At 43.7% G+C, this 15,369-nt stretch carries 15 protein-coding genes; 4 read left to right on the forward strand and 11 right to left on the reverse strand.

What is annotated here, in order from left to right:
- Positions 1 to 9 precede the first annotated feature (9 nt).
- The 5 genes from LYZ37_RS15110 to LYZ37_RS15130 all read right to left on the reverse strand — a co-directional run bounded on the left by LYZ37_RS15110 (position 10) and on the right by LYZ37_RS15130 (position 5,053).
- The gene (locus LYZ37_RS15110; RefSeq protein ID WP_004743582.1) at positions 10 to 783 is read right to left on the reverse strand and encodes a ParA family protein; all 774 of its coding nucleotides are present in this window, start codon (positions 781 to 783) and stop codon (positions 10 to 12) included.
- 14 nt (positions 784 to 797) lie between these two features.
- A complete protein-coding gene (gene rsmG / locus LYZ37_RS15115; protein ID WP_272786001.1) occupies positions 798 to 1,430 on the reverse strand; it encodes a 16S rRNA (guanine(527)-N(7))-methyltransferase RsmG in 633 nt (210 codons plus the stop codon).
- A complete protein-coding gene (mnmG, locus tag LYZ37_RS15120) occupies positions 1,430 to 3,325 on the reverse strand; it encodes a tRNA uridine-5-carboxymethylaminomethyl(34) synthesis enzyme MnmG (protein WP_272786002.1) in 1,896 nt (631 codons plus the stop codon). The genes rsmG and mnmG overlap by 1 nt, the downstream gene beginning before the upstream one ends.
- A gap of 465 nt (positions 3,326 to 3,790) precedes the next feature.
- A complete protein-coding gene (mioC, locus tag LYZ37_RS15125) occupies positions 3,791 to 4,225 on the reverse strand; it encodes an FMN-binding protein MioC (protein ID WP_272786003.1) in 435 nt (144 codons plus the stop codon).
- A gap of 444 nt (positions 4,226 to 4,669) precedes the next feature.
- Positions 4,670 to 5,053, reverse strand: coding sequence for a hypothetical protein (locus LYZ37_RS15130; RefSeq protein WP_272786004.1), 384 nt, complete (start codon positions 5,051 to 5,053; stop codon positions 4,670 to 4,672).
- A 103-nt stretch (positions 5,054 to 5,156) separates the two neighbouring features.
- Between LYZ37_RS15130 and LYZ37_RS15135 the strand changes: the two genes are divergently transcribed.
- The 3 genes from LYZ37_RS15135 to LYZ37_RS15145 all read left to right on the forward strand — a co-directional run bounded on the left by LYZ37_RS15135 (position 5,157) and on the right by LYZ37_RS15145 (position 7,554).
- Positions 5,157 to 5,483 (forward strand): helix-turn-helix domain-containing protein, encoded by a 327-nt coding sequence (locus LYZ37_RS15135; RefSeq protein ID WP_272786005.1) that lies wholly within the window; start codon positions 5,157 to 5,159, stop codon positions 5,481 to 5,483.
- Between the two features lie 436 nt (positions 5,484 to 5,919).
- Complete coding sequence (locus LYZ37_RS15140; protein WP_272786006.1) at positions 5,920 to 6,777, forward strand: hypothetical protein; 858 nt, start codon at positions 5,920 to 5,922, stop codon at positions 6,775 to 6,777.
- 63 nt (positions 6,778 to 6,840) lie between these two features.
- A complete protein-coding gene (locus LYZ37_RS15145) occupies positions 6,841 to 7,554 on the forward strand; it encodes a hypothetical protein (protein ID WP_030000706.1) in 714 nt (237 codons plus the stop codon).
- Positions 7,555 to 7,744: 190 nt separating this feature from the next.
- Here LYZ37_RS15145 and LYZ37_RS15150 read toward each other — a convergent pair whose 3' ends face one another.
- Positions 7,745 to 8,182 carry a hypothetical protein gene (locus LYZ37_RS15150; protein ID WP_108654355.1) on the reverse strand — a complete coding sequence of 146 codons (438 nt, stop codon included), beginning with the start codon at positions 8,180 to 8,182 and terminating at the stop codon, positions 7,745 to 7,747.
- Between the two features lie 527 nt (positions 8,183 to 8,709).
- Between LYZ37_RS15150 and LYZ37_RS15155 the strand changes: the two genes are divergently transcribed.
- Positions 8,710 to 9,015, forward strand: a complete 306-nt coding sequence (locus tag LYZ37_RS15155) for a hypothetical protein (protein ID WP_130197584.1) — start codon at positions 8,710 to 8,712, stop codon at positions 9,013 to 9,015.
- Positions 9,016 to 9,274: 259 nt separating this feature from the next.
- Here LYZ37_RS15155 and LYZ37_RS15160 read toward each other — a convergent pair whose 3' ends face one another.
- From LYZ37_RS15160 to LYZ37_RS15180, 5 genes are all read right to left on the reverse strand, one after another.
- On the reverse strand, positions 9,275 to 9,784 hold the full coding sequence (locus LYZ37_RS15160; RefSeq protein WP_272786007.1) for a hypothetical protein: 510 nt from the start codon (positions 9,782 to 9,784) through the stop codon (positions 9,275 to 9,277).
- Positions 9,777 to 10,355, reverse strand: coding sequence for a conjugative transfer protein MobI(A/C) (mobI, locus tag LYZ37_RS15165; protein ID WP_272786008.1), 579 nt, complete (start codon positions 10,353 to 10,355; stop codon positions 9,777 to 9,779). The genes LYZ37_RS15160 and mobI overlap by 8 nt, the downstream gene beginning before the upstream one ends.
- A gap of 561 nt (positions 10,356 to 10,916) precedes the next feature.
- A complete protein-coding gene (locus tag LYZ37_RS15170; protein WP_272786009.1) occupies positions 10,917 to 11,951 on the reverse strand; it encodes a virulence RhuM family protein in 1,035 nt (344 codons plus the stop codon).
- A 17-nt stretch (positions 11,952 to 11,968) separates the two neighbouring features.
- Complete coding sequence (locus tag LYZ37_RS15175; protein WP_130269883.1) at positions 11,969 to 13,987, reverse strand: ATP-binding protein; 2,019 nt, start codon at positions 13,985 to 13,987, stop codon at positions 11,969 to 11,971.
- Positions 13,984 to 15,363, reverse strand: a complete 1,380-nt coding sequence (locus tag LYZ37_RS15180; protein WP_263933705.1) for a Shedu immune nuclease family protein — start codon at positions 15,361 to 15,363, stop codon at positions 13,984 to 13,986. Before LYZ37_RS15180 ends, LYZ37_RS15175 begins: the two co-directional genes overlap by 4 nt.
- Between the last annotated feature and the right edge of the window lie 6 nt (positions 15,364 to 15,369).

Consider the following 15,369-nt stretch of genomic DNA (forward strand, 5'->3'; position numbering starts at 1 on the left):
TGGTTGTCGTTATGCAGGGACTTCTTCGCGGCGAAGCATCTCACCAGCTAGCGCTAAATAAGCCTTAGCACCTGCAGAGTATTTATCGTAATACATTGCCGGTTTACCATGACTAGGCGCTTCAGCGAGACGCACATTGCGCGGAATAACGGTGCGGTACACCTTGTTGCCAAAGTGCTTTTTAAGTTGATCGGATACTTCGTTCGACAGTCTGTTGCGAGGGTCATACATAGTGCGTAGTAACCCTTCAATTTTTAGATTTTCGTTTACAACAGCAGCAAGCTTACTGATTGTATCCATTAACGCGGTTAAACCTTCAAGTGCAAAATACTCACACTGCATTGGAACCAAAACCGAATCGGCTGCGGCCATAGCGTTGATTGTAAGAAGGTTTAGAGAAGGAGGACAATCGATAAAGATGAAATCATAGTTATCGCGAACTGATGCTAAAGCGTGCTTAAGGCGAACTTCACGGGCAAAAACTTCCATCAGTTTGATTTCAGCCGCCGTCACATCTCCATTGGCCGCCACTAAATCATAGTTGCCGGATGTCTTACGACACACCACTTCATCAAACGGCACATCTTCTACAAGCAGTTCATAAGCGGTGGCATCGACTTGGTATTTATCTACACCACTGGCCATCGTTGCATTGCCTTGTGGGTCGAGGTCTATCACCAATACCTTACGCTTAGTCGCAGCCATAGATGCGGCTAAGTTGATGCATGTCGTTGTTTTTCCAACCCCGCCTTTCTGGTTGGCGATCGCTACGATTTTTCCCACAATGAACCTCGCTTTTATTCCTTGCGCGATAAGATTACTAGATGACGCTCACCTTCCAATTGAGGAACATTCAAAGCTTTGACGTCGGTCACAGAACACCACTCAGGTAATTGCTCAATCTCATCCTGTGGTAATTGACCTTTCAGCGCCAAGAAATGCCCACCTGGTGATTTTGGTAGATGGTGGCACCACTCAACCATATCAGTCATTGAAGCAAATGCACGACTTAATACGCCATCGAATTTATCTTCAGGCTGGTATTCTTCGACTCGACTTTGAATCGGTGTCACATTTTCTATTTTGAGTTCATGAAGAACTTGTTTGATAAAGCGAATGCGTTTGCCCAAGCTATCTAGCAACACAAACGCTTTGTCAGGATTCATAATGGACAAAGGAATACCTGGTAGTCCTGGTCCTGTACCGACATCAATAAAACGCTCACCCTGTAAGTGAGTGCTAACAATGATGCTGTCCATAATGTGCTTCACCAGCATCTCTTGTGGATCACGTACCGATGTCAGGTTGTACGCCTTGTTCCATTTGTTGAGCATTTCGACATAGCCAACCAGCTGTTCACGCTGACGAGGTGATACCTCTAGATCGGTCTGAGCAATCAGTTCATCCAGTTGAGTGCGTAGTTGAGACATTATGCTTCCTCGCCTTTTTTCAGCAGGCCATGTTTTTTCAAGTGAACTAAAAGAATCGAAATCGCAGCCGGTGTAATGCCTGAAATGCGCGAAGCGATACCGATAGACTCTGGTTTTGCTTCTGTCAGTTTCGCCACCACTTCATTCGATAAACCGCTGACCTTAGCGTAATCTAAATCGACTGGGATCTTTGTGTGCTCATGGCGCAACGACTTTTCGATCTCATCTTGCTGGCGCTTGATATAACCTTCGTATTTGACTTGGATTTCAACCTGCTCAGCGGCTTGTTGATCTTCGATGGCTGGGGCGAATGCCTCTAGCTGAGTCAATTGATCGTAAGACATTTCTGGACGACGCAGTAAGTCTTCACCACTCGCTTCACGTGCCATCGGTGTTTTTAGCAATTCATTTAGTGCATCAACCCCTTGTGATTTAGGGTTCATCCAGATCTCTTTCAAGCGTTGGCGTTCAGCTTCGATATTGTCGATTTTTTGATTAAATCGAGCCCAACGAACATCATCAACCAAGCCAAGCTGACGAGCTTGCTCAGTCAAACGCAAGTCCGCGTTGTCTTCACGCAATAACAAGCGGTATTCCGCGCGTGAAGTAAACATACGGTAAGGTTCTTTAGTGCCCATGGTCGATAGGTCATCAATCAACACGCCCATGTAAGCTTGATCACGACGTGGGCTCCAGCCTTCTTTGTCTTGGCTAAACAGACTGGCGTTAAGGCCCGCCATCAAGCCTTGTGCCGCAGCTTCCTCGTAACCCGTGGTACCGTTAATTTGCCCCGCAAAGAACAAACCACTAATAAATTTAGTCTCATAGGTTTGCTTTAAGTCACGTGGATCGAAGAAATCATACTCAATCGCATAACCTGGTCGCACGATATGCGCGTTTTCGAACCCTTTCATTGAGCGTACGATCTGAACTTGAACATCAAACGGCAAGCTGGTGGAAATACCATTTGGATACAGCTCATGCGTATCAAGCCCTTCTGGCTCAATAAAGATCTGATGGCTGTTCTTGTCAGCAAAACGCATCACCTTGTCTTCGATTGATGGACAGTAGCGCGGGCCAATACCTTCAATCACACCCGCGTACATAGGGCTGCGATCAAGGTTGTTACGAATTACATCGTGAGTCTGCTCGTTGGTATGAGTGATAAAACATGGGATTTGACGCGGATGCTGTTCACGCTTTCCAATAAACGAAAATACGGGGGCAGGGTTATCACCATGTTGAGCTTCTAACTCAGAAAAATCGACACTGCGCGCATCAATGCGTGGAGGTGTGCCTGTTTTTAAACGATCAACTCTAAACGGCAGTTCACGCAGACGATCAGCCAGCGCGATCGATGGCGGATCCCCCGCACGACCACCTGACGAGCTCTCCATACCAATATGGATCTTACCGCCGAGGAAAGTCCCCACCGTCAGCACAACGGCTTTTGCGTAGAAACGCAGTCCCATCTGGGTAACAACACCCAAGACACGATCTTGCTCAACAATAAGATCATCAACAGATTGTTGGAACAGAGTGAGATTAGGGGCGTTTTCTAGCGCGTTGCGAACATAAGCTTTGTACAACGCACGATCAGCTTGAGCACGGGTTGCTCGTACAGCTGGGCCTTTCGAGGCGTTGAGTGTTCTAAATTGAATACCGGAATGATCAATCGCTTGAGCCATTAAACCGCCCATCGCGTCGACTTCTTTGACTAAGTGACCTTTACCGATACCACCAATTGCTGGGTTACACGACATCTGACCTAGGGTGTCAATGTTGTGAGTGAGTAACAGGGTTTTTTGTCCTGTACGAGCAGATGCGAGTGCGGCTTCCGTTCCTGCGTGACCGCCACCAACGACGATGACATCAAATTTTTCGTGATAAAGCATGAACCGACCTCAGGTATTCAATAGAGAGTTGGATAGAGAAAAAGAGCGTTATTCTACCTTCTTTCACGGGCTGAGAAAATGCTTTTGGCTCTTTTCCTTCAAGCAGTGAAATCCTTATATATATAAGATCTATATATATGATCTTTTATTAGATCTACTATTAAGATCGACCGTTTCTGTGGATAAGTGGAAAATGATCAACAAGATCATGGATCTTATTTGGATCATATCATGTGATCTTGCCTTGATCAGATCGAGGATTAACTGGGATCAAAATGGGTAGTTATACACAGGGGTAAAAAAGGATCTAAGTTGTTATTTGGATAACTATAGGTTAATCACCGGAAAGATCGTAGTTTATCCACAGATAAAATGATTGAAAAATGAGCGAACAGTGTTTGGGGAGTAAGGAAAGTTATTCACAAAAGGGGGAAGTGGCCAAGAAATTGACCACTTAGAAGGGGATTAGAAAAGCTCAATATGGTCATTTAACCAGTTTTCTGCGGCATCTTCTGGTACATCATGGCTGAGAACATCGATAGTAAAACACTCTGTCAGTGCTGTAGCGCCGATATCGGCAAGTAGGTCATGGGCATGCTGACCCGCTGCACAGAACGTATCGTAACTCGAATCACCAATGGCGATCGTCGCGTATTTTACTTCATTCATTTTCGGTGGCGTGTCTTGTAGAGCTTGAATAAACGGCTGAATATTATCTGGGTATTCACCAGCGCCGTGAGTTGAAGTAATGATTAACCAAGTACCCTTATTGTCAACTTGTGCCAAATCAGGTTGGTTATGGATGGTAGTCTCAAAGCCTTTTTCGATTAGTAGATCACTGAGGTGGTCTCCCACATACTCAGCACCACCCAGTGTGCTACCTGTAATAATGTGGATCATAGGTGTTCCTTTATACACAATGAAAAAACGCGACCCGAGGCCGCGTTATAGATTATTTTCCGATACAGAAAGTAAAGTTTCCCATAATAGCTGGCCTCGCGCGACGTCTTGGGGACCGATTGGGGATCAAATTGCAATTTATGGTCAAATTCTTACTTCCCAAGATGACTTCCATCATAGATCAGGATGGGAAAAGTGGGAATGGTGGGAAAAGGCTTTCCAGCTGACAATCTATAGTAAGCAAATCCTGTCCAGAAGAGTAGAGCGAGAAGACGAACCCTGTGAATAAGCAGAAGATATCTTTTGATCCACCAGATAATGGGGAAGGAGATCGCTGCGAGTTGCCAAAAAGGATCCGAGAGCATCAACCCCTATAGGATCATCAATAGTCCTAGTTGGTTGATCAAATTCTTTGCTAATCCAATAAGCCCATTAATGTTTATATCAGAAACAGCCATCAACGTTCCCATCCATGTCAACGTCCATACCACCATGGCCCATCATGGCTGAACCAGTCGCAGAGTTGAATTGCGGTTGTTTTTTCTTTTTACGGACTCTTCTGGGGTGTTCGTACTGACAGTGCAAACTCCAAACGTGCGTAGCAAAATAAGTTAGCGCGGTAGCTAGCCCAAGAAGCCAATGGAAGTAGATAAGTACCAACCAAAATAGCACCGCAGCCAAGCGTTTTTTGTGAAAAAAGTTCAGCGGAGTTTGAAACCAGACAACAAGTGGGATGGCCGTTAGCGCCAATCCCCATGAATGGTATGTTGCGATTAAACAACCAAGGGAAAATAAACAAAAGAGCGCAAAATTTATCAATTTCTTCATGCCGTTCTCTCCGCTAACCAAATGTATACTTAGTTATCCTAAGTATACAGGTATAATAAAAACTTAGAAAATCTAAGTATCAAAGGTTGATGATGATTCTCACTTGTCTAAAACAAACGTATTCCCGCAGCGCCTTAAACAGGCTAGAAATCGAGTTGGCATCAGCCAAAGAGAGCTCGGTATCCGTTTGGGTATGGATCCAAGTTCTGCGAGTGGCCGAATGAATCATTATGAAAGAGGCCGCCACATGCCTGATGTCAGTACACTCAAGAAGCTGGCAGAAGAGTTGGGTGTGCCTGTTGCGTTTTTCTTCTCTGACTCTGATAGTTCAGCTGAGCTGGCTTGCCTAATAGAACAGCTTAATGAAAAGGAAAAACAAGCACTCATCACTCACCTTAAGCAAGAGCTGGATAAGTCAGATAGCGCTTAGTTCTACTTCTCCCGCCCAGCGTACCAGAAGACGCCTCCTACAGCCGCTACAGTCAATAGTAAGCCACACAACCATATCCAAAGTTCCATAAGATCTCCTCGATAATTTCTTAATGTTTAGCTTAGCCTTCCTAAGCTCTTAAATCTGTAAATGAGTGGCTGAGTTTTGAAAAAACGGTCACCAGTAGCAAGTGCTTTTCAGACTTAATTAACTGAAAATACAGGTTTCCTGTAGGATTGCTCCATACTTGCGAGTCGTCTTCCCCATAACGGAGCAGCTTCTGAAAGCGCATTTTGGGAGAAATCGGGCTTAACTTTAAATTGTTCTGTCGTAACAGGTTAAAAACATTTGAAAAAGCCACGTTCTTAGACTTGCGTTTATGGTTTTCCATGAGATGTTATATATGAAACAAATCTCATCAAATGGAGAATGACGAATGAACCACAAATTGACACTGTTATTATCAACTATCATTTGCATCCTCTTTTTACACGGCTGCGCTGTATCACCAAAGCAATACGATGCACAACAGAGTAGAGCACTAAACATTGCTAGAGCTGGCGGGATTTACGATCAAGATTTACAAGACTCTTCAGATGGTACTAACTCCTACAAAAAATCACTTTTGCTTCGTGCACTAAATGCAACAGCCCTACTAACTTCACTCGATGTGCCATTGTCTGGGATGACTGGCGCTCAGACCCTAGCATTCAATGCAGGAAATATCATGGCGACGCCTGATAACCCGTCCGCTCGCCCATCATTAATGGCCTGGATGCCCAAAACAGAAGCTACTAATAAAGATGATGCTCGCATCAAATTCGAGGAACTTGTGGATACAAGCCTAATAAATACAGCCCAGAATATGGGAATAATCGTTGAAAAACTGGCCGACAAAGGTATTACGATGCCAAAACTGAATGGCTGGGATATAAATATATGGACAGTAGATGCGCCTCAGTTCGGCTGCAAACCTGAGCATTGCGTAATTGCAACTCACGTTGCTCGGATAAGTGATTGGCAAACACCTGAATTTATCACTTCTGGGCCAGATGCAAGTTTTATTCTAGATTCTAATCACCCTAGTCAATACAGCCGAATTATTTTCCAGCAGGCAACTGAAAAGGTTTCCTTTCCGGTAGATGAATTCTATCGGCAGTTAAGTGCCAGCCTCCCTGCATGGTCAGCTATGTATTTTCCTCCCAATACCGTCTTTAAGGATGGGCAAACACTACCTTACCCGGTGCTTTATGAACATGGTCAACAGCTTATGTTCGTAACTCCTCAAAGCTAACTGAAGCCATATAAGAGCGGAACTGGCGACGCTGCATACCAGTTCCTCAATGGAAACAAAATTATGATGACATTAACGACCGTATCAGAACAACTCAGTAGCATCCAGAGCCGAGTATTTTGGCGTGTGGGTACACAACGAAAAGGCATACTCAATGTCACCCTCGATTTTGAAAGCAACGATAGCGTCCTACTCTGCGAGTTATGCGCCATTCGCTACCTACTGCTCGAAAAACAAGTTTTTGGTCGAGTTCCAGGAACAGGAAGAGGCTACAAACTGGTTGTATCAAAAGGTGCCATCAAGAAACTCGTACGGGGAAGATCTGACAAAAAGTGCGCCAAAAAGTTTGCAGCCTTCCTACAATCTCGTTTGGCAGGAGTACAGATCGAGGTCTCCACTAAAACAGAGTACATGGCCAACATTGAGGAAGAGGCTACAGAACTACTGCTGGCTGAACGAAAGCAATACGCAGGCACCTTTGATGCTATCGAAACTCCTGCAATGGGCACGGTCTTGGTAACAGCTCACGCTGTATCACGATACAGCGAGCGGATAACCTCAGGTAAGCCCAAAGCCCCGTGGCTGTCATTAGTCAAACGTATCCAGAACCCAGAGCTTCGCATTTACCCTCTTGCGGAACGAGAGCGTCGTCGCAAAGCCCAAAAGTACGGCACCGCTGACAATATAGAGGAATGGGGCCATCCGAGCAGTGAGCTCTACTTCCTAGTACTAAATGATCAGGGCATTAGAACACTTGTCACCACCTACGAACGCTAGATCAGAAACGGAAAAAGCCGGGAAACCCGGCTTTTTTCACGATCAACGAACAGCTTAATCGACACTTAAAACTTTCTCCCAAGATTCACCGCTTTCAGCAGCATCTAAGGCGATAACAAATTCCAGCTAGATTCGATCCAGTTCCAGCGATCGCATTTCACATTGTTCAGCGGTCAAACTAAAGTAGTGATTACAACAAACGTTGTATAGCGTCCTCTAGCACCCGTTTAGCTTCTTGGATATTACCTACCACTAAGCTTGGTACATTCTCCAAATCAACATTGGTAAAATTGTTAACAAGGGCGAGGATTGTGTCTTGTTGAACCTGGTAATCAGAACGATGTTCCAGCTGGGCTGGGTTATCTATAAGCGACAGCAGGAAAGCATCTGCTTCATTTAGCGCCGCAGCGACCAAAGTAGCGTCATCCTTAGAGGTGTAGACATCAAACGGCAAGCCATTACCAATGCCAGGATTTCCGTTTTTATCAACAATGACACCAATATCAATCACATTTTCCGATTCAAGTGCTTGAACAACCTGTTCATCAATATCAGCATCAATTGCGCGTTCCAATGCTTGAACAGCTTTCTGCATGTTTTCAATATTAACATGATCACATTTAGTCATTTTCATTCTCCTTTCGTGGGGGGATTAAATTAGATAAATAATATCAATCCAATTTGCTCTGCAAAGACTCTGGATCTGCCCATTTTGGACAATCCAAGCTTTCTGGTAGAGTTTTTACCGAGCCGCGTATCCACCGCATTGATCCGAACCTCGTTCCAGCCGATACGTTCTAGAGGCTGTTACCCCACGCCTTTGATGAACATGTGCATCATTAAGTGTAATCAGACCGTTAACTGGAAAATCCCCTGTTAAGGGAAGGATTTAAGTTTGCTGTTTTTTTGGCTGCCAGCTATCGCACTTATCAGCTACAAGAGCTTCTAAGATAACAACTTATCCTGCTTAGACAAATAGCTCCAATTGCCTTTTCTAGGCGCACTTTCACATGTGAAAGTGAGCAGTAAAACATATGTGCACAGTTGCATTATCTGATTCTGTGATACACTAGATATATGAAATTCATTGAGTTCGTAAGTATGAAGCATGTGGTTAATGTTTTCGGTTTATTTCTTTTGTTGCTGGGGTTCGCTATGGCTACCGATACGGCTTGGGGCTGGGCCTTGATGTCAGTTCCAATTGTCTATTGGGCTATGAGTTTTATCGTATTAGTACATAGAAGCCATTTTTCAGCTATAGTTTTTTGGGCTGCGATAGCTTATATGAATTGGCAAATTGCAGTGATTTCAATATCGGCATATTTATTATTCTCTATTGTGAAAGCTGTTATTGTTCATCAACGATCACCAATTAGTAAGCGCTATCCTACTAAAAAGAAAAGTAGGACATTAGGTCTAGGCTTAGACATAAAAGAAGACCTGTATCGCATTGGCGATTAGCAAATCAAAAGGAACCCGAAGGTTCGCAATAAAGCTATCGCTCTCGTCCTGAATACCAAAATACCCCACCGACTGCGGCGACTGTCAGTAATAAACCACCCAGCCAAATCCAAAGCTCCATAAAACATCCATTAATTTTGTTTCTCTTTAGCTTAGTATTCCTAAGTCTCTACTTCCTTAATTTTACCACCTATTTTCAAACTACAAGTCCATGACTAAGTGGAGCTCCACACCGGCAAGTATGGAGCAAGCCAGTACGTTAAGTGTTGTATTTCTTAGTGGCTTTAGTGAGTTCTTTAATGGCTTCGGCCAGTGTGCTGATACGGATAACACGTTGATTGAGCTTTTCTAACTCATCGAGCAAATGCAAATACAGCGGGATCTCCCAGCTCATTGCGTTTGAAAAACGTCGCAAAACGGCATCGGATACTTCTTTTTCTTCAAGCTCTTCGTCTGGATAGCGATGAAGAATTAGGCGATACCATGTGATCTCTGGTAAGCCTTTTGATTTTTTGACTTTGAATTTGTAGCGTATTGGATATTTCACTTTGTACTCAGCTGTCAGTGCTTTGCACAGCTTTTCCAATCGTGCTTCAAGATCTTTAGCCGCAACCGTTAGTATCTTCGATTCATCGGCGACAAACAGAGGTAAATCTTTGATTAATTCTGGCAATGGAGATTGTTCTGGCAGTGCAATATCAAAATCTGATAGATCTAGTTCTCCGCAATAGTCGGTAATACCGACGTTTGGTATGGTTTTCTTAGCCATTTTGCTTCTCCATTTTTTGAAAGTGTTCACGAAGCTTGTTAAGTCGTTTTGTACAGATTTGCGATTTTTGTTTGATGGTGAGGATTTCATGGCGTACTTCACGGATCAGTGCGAAGGCATCTTCTGTATACTCAATAAGATCGGATTCCCATTCCGAATTTGCTTTCGAAAAGCGACAAGGTGGGTAACGAAAGCCTTTGCCTTTGGCTAAATGCTTTGAGCGAACACGCTGTTCTTTGTTGTTTCGCTGTGACATTTGGTTAGCACTGAGATACCAGTTGTAGTACCAAGCTGCTTCAAAGCGATGGTTGCGAATCCGAACCCGGCAGCCGTAGCGGCCAGGTGCGGTTTCCTTATGTGTTCGATGGATTCGCCAAAATTGGTTAGCGTAGCAACTGGCTAAAAACTCAAGCAGGTAGGGCTCCTGCATTGCAAAGTTCTCGATATCGGCAATGGCTTTTAGTGATTGGGAAAGCGCGAGTTCAAAGCATTCTGGTTCATTTTCGGGATATCGCTGCTGGGCTCGTTGATGCCATTGATAGGCGGCGGAATGTTCATTTAATACAGTCATGGTGGCTCCTTGATTGTTTTGCTCAAGGTAGCGCAAACACATTCTTACTTACGCATCTGTAATTGCCCTTTTGGGGTGAATAATTTTCCTTGTGTCCCACCGCTGATTGGCAAGCGTGGCATCGATTCCTCTCCTGGGACCTATCCTTGTGCTTTCCAGATACCTATCTTTGTGGGATGTTGCTACGGATTATTTTTGTCGCTTTATTGTTTTGGTGGGGATGTAGGGATTTTTGCTCCAATCATTGTGGGACCTGAGCGTCGATAATTTCTTCTGATGGGATTGTGACGGTAAATTTCTAGATTATTGTGGGATTTGGTCTGTTTGAAGCGCTTGAGGGCTGATGTACTTTCACATGTGAAAGCCCATGGGGCAGCACGCGGTGGGCTGTGAGTAAGAGCGCTTTTGGGTTGCTTTTCGATACGCCAGTTGTATTAGACAGCAAGTCGAAATCTCAAAGTGGTTTTTAGATGATGTTTTGGCAGGATAAATGACAGGCCGGAGAACGATGGTACCGACATCAATGTCGGTACCATAGCTGGTTCAATTGAGTTAGTAACGCTATTTGTCTTTTTTGAGTATTGCCTTGAGGGCTGCAATATTAGCAAGTGCGCCTTCGGCTTCTTTTAAACGGCGGCGTTGCTGGGCAAAGCGGTCAAACTCCAGTTTCGCCTTATCATCTGCGTCTTTCTTGGTGATTTTTCCCGCTCCGCTTAATATGTCCCGATCATTAAAACTTAGAAACTGGTCTAGCTTATCGGCCCAGTCTTGTAAGAACACTTGTTTGCGACGCAGCGCTTGGTCTTCGGCAAAGTCGAGCCACATATTGACGATGCGATTAAGCTCTTTGATTTCGTCTTCACGCAGATAGTTTTTGGCGATGGTGACATCGGTCTTACGCACTTCATCGCCTTTATAGCTGGTTAGCCCCATATCTGGCTTACTGGCATCCACACGGCTAGCAATCAGCTCAGCAGCCGTCATGTGCGTACAGGCATAATGCAGCTTGTTCTGAATGGTTTGAAAGAAGCGATTAGTTTCTTGGTTGGATGGCTCGTAATCGGCTGCCATGGTAAAGATTTCTTTAACTCGCAGATAAACACGACGCTCACTGGCTCGGATATCGCGAATGCGTTCAAGCATCTCGTCAAAGTAGTCAGGCACCGCAGAGTGACCAACGGGTGGATTTTTGAGGCGCTCGTCATCCATGGCAAATCCCTTGATCAGGTATTCTTTCAGGATTTTCGTTGCCCATTGGCGGAACTGTGTTCCACGTTGCGAACGAACTCTGTAGCCAACAGACAGAATGGCATCGAGATTGTAGTGGTCGATCTCGCGAGATACTTGGCGAGTACCTTCCAATCGAACTATCCGGAATTTCCGGATGGTTGCGTTTTGTACAAGCTCACCTTCGTTGTAGATATTGATTAGATGCTCATTGATTGTGCGAACGTCTTTATCATAAAGCTCAGCCATTGCAGCCTGAGAAAGCCACAACGTGTCCGACTCAAAACGACACTCAACGCGGGTTTGACCGTCAGCACTGGTGAAAAGAACAAACTCACCATGAGGAGCTTGAGGGATATTATCTGTCATGCAATCAACCTTTTTACTTACATAGAGGGAAGTCCAAGCTTGTCAAAGAATGCACGGTTACGTTCCTTTGCAGCCCTCACAAGCTGATTAAAACTTATGACCTCGATATAAGCTTTGTAATTGGGGTTGTACCCGAAGAATCCCATGCCATCCGCAGTCATGGTTAAACTAAAGTTTTTGCAGCGCGTTACCATTGTTGAGGTCAGGTCGCACACAATATAGCAGTATGCGGGGATATCATGATTTCTAGGGATAAGTAGTCCTGATTTTGTTTTCGCTTGCCCCTCACGAATTCTCTCTACATAACCGAGGGCTTGAGCTATTGGGTCTTTATCTTCACCTTCGCGCATATCGTTGCGCATTGGCCGTTTGATCTCGACCACAGTGATAGATGCTAAGGGAAAGCTATTTTGATCATTAACCAGCAGTGGGTTATCGAACACTCTTAGGCTGAGTAAATCCGGTTCCTTTGTTGAATCATTACCAGTAATCGGCATGGCATTCAGCGTTTTGTCGGAAGCCAAATAGTTGTGGAATGCTAAACGTTCATCGATCAGCCAAAGATTGCAAGAATCCAGTAAAACCTCGCTGGAATCTTTACGCATAGGCATGATTAACTCATGAATCATATCCTCACGAGCATACTTGCCATCATCCAGTCGCTCGATAGATTTTTGAAGCAGATCAATAATGACCTTTCGATGGGATACGTAATTAGCGAGGTCTGATTGTTTAAGGTCTTCAGCTTTTTGCAGATACTCGCTCAGTCGTTCCTTGTACTGCTCTATATGCTCCTCATTTTGAGGTTGCATGATGTCATGACCCTCACTGACTAATTGTCTCTCGACCTCATACCACTGAGCATGTAGGTGTAACTCTATCTCTTTGTCCGACTTTTCTGGGTCAACAATGAGCTGTTCTTCTGCAACATAGTGAGCAATAGGCCGGTATCGGGGTGCATGGCTATTAATAAAATCATCTACGCGTTTACGACCGGCAGAGACATTTTCTGTTAGGACATCTTGTAAATACTCTTTAGTACGCTCTAACACCGCGTCGCGAATATCTTTAAAGCTTACTTCATTGAGCATGTCCTCTACGTTTTCGGCAATATCAAAAGAGGTTCGTTCGCTGCGTACGCGATCATCCAGGTATCCAGAAGACACGTAACAGGTATAGGTAAACTCCCCTGATGCGTCAGATATTTTGCCGTACAAGCCGGGAATTTTTCCTTGAATGGATTCTTCTTTAACCAATCGATTAGCTGCACATAAAGCTAACTGATGCTTTTTATTTACCGATGCACGAAACTTGATATGAGTTAGGTCGAACGCATAATCGCGTATTTTTATCGTTTCTAGAAGTGCACTTTCGTGCATATGCTCTTCGAGCAAGGAATCCAGTTCGAAAATCTCACCAGCGTCTTCGACTTGTATATTGGGTGCACTGCCTTGACGAACAAAGTACCAGAGCACATGTTCAAGTAGCTGATTAGCCACTGTTAGCCCTTTGGTTGGTACCTGCTTTCGATAACTTTCATCAAATCCCACCAGTTTGATTTGAGTACCTGACTGTTGTTCGGTAGCAACCTGAACATTTTCACTGTGGACTCCTGATTTATCGTTAAAGCGAAATACACGCTTTTTAAGCTGGCTATCAACATCGATAAAATGGCTTTCCACTTCGACTAAGTCAAACACCTTCAACCACATCAAGCGACCGACACCTCGGCAGCCTTTGTCAATTTTGTGGTCGGAATCCAGTGTTTCAAATGACTTAAAGTTGGTTTCATCAAAACCACAACCATTATCAGTTATGGTGAAACCCAAAATAGGTGGTAGCGATTTGGCATCGAAATCTAAACTCTCCTGAGTAGCGCGATTGATCCGAAGAACAACCTTACCGTTATCGCTATTACCTTTTTCTTCAATCGAGTGAATAGAGTTTACTACCGCCTCAAAAACAGGCATCAGGCCGTGGCTCTTGGGTAGAGAAGTGTTGCGTAAGCGACCTTTTAAGTTAGTTTGTAGGCTCACAATGTAGCCTCCGTTTGTTCATCATGATTACTGAGAAACTCGTGTAGTTGCTTTAGCTTGAGTAAGAGCTCGTCAAAAGTAATGATTTGCACGTTCTTAGAGTTGCGACGATATATCTCAAAAGACTTTTTTTTGTCTTCATCATCAGGGATTGTTCCGATGATCAAAATACAGTGGACAGCATATGACTCAATGTCATAAAGGCGATTGTTATTTTTTATCGTGGCAATGTTCTGTTGTAGCTGATAAGACTGATCCAGTACTTGTGTTACGGAACCTGTAAGTTCTGTTGATGCGCAGTAAACACTACCCCTATAGGCGGTTTTGTTTAATAAGACAGAAGAGGGCTTCTTTATTTCAATCAAAGCTAGGTTATTTGTAATACTATTTTTAATTAGGTAATCAGTGATTTTTTCGCCGTCACCACTAAGACGTTTCCCGCCAACACTGGCTTGATCCGATATTTTTATTGCGGGGTAACCAAAAGCAAGGCTCAAGATAAATGGGTTTTGATTAAAGAGTTCCTGCCAAGTATCCTCTTTAGTCTTTTTAATTAATAAGTCTTCATATGAACTAATCAAACGCTCAAGAGAGACTAACTCTATATCACTTTTTAGTTTGGCCAAAGTAACAGGATCTGTTTGTTTAACAGTAGCTTTATCACCAGCAATCAGATCCATGGCAACTTGCTTATCGGTGTTCGTGATTTTAATCCGAAGCATTTTGCTAATAGCATCATTGTCGGTTGGTAATGGTCTTTGATTATTTCCCAATTGATATGCAATATGGTTGTAAGCCGTTACTTCTTTCGTAATACGAGCAACCTTCCTTGCTCTTTCTGTAATACGATTGCAGGAACGGCGCATTTCTTCAAAATCATTAAAGTTTAGATGAAAGTAACCATAATCTGTATCGCCGGTTTTTTCATCACCGATGGCAATGCATTGGTGCTCAGTTTGTTCTTCGATCGCTGATATTATTGCTCTGTATTCTTTTTTTAATCCTAATCCATAACGAATGTCTTTAATAAATCCAGAAGGTAATTGTTGCAAGCATTCATATACATCCTCTTTACTATAAGGTGCTGAGTCGAGTGCGACCTCAATACTAATCTCATCTATGCCCTTGTATTTGTTTTTTAAGTAATCTGGATGAGTTGGTAAGGTAACTATTGGAAAAATAGAAACGAAATGGTCTTGGCCACAAAATAGTGCAATCTTTCTTTTATGCTGGCTAGGCTTTTCCATCCCTCTTCCTGCATCTTCAAGCTCCCCCTTACTCGGAACATAAAAAACTTCCGTACAGTTAGGGTATACTTCTTCAATCTCAATATTCAGATCTTCAGGGCTGAAGTCTTCAGGTAGTAGCCTAGCCATCCTGCC

Source organism: Vibrio tubiashii, assembly GCF_028551255.1.
Classification (GTDB): Bacteria; Pseudomonadota; Gammaproteobacteria; order Enterobacterales; family Vibrionaceae; genus Vibrio; species Vibrio tubiashii_B.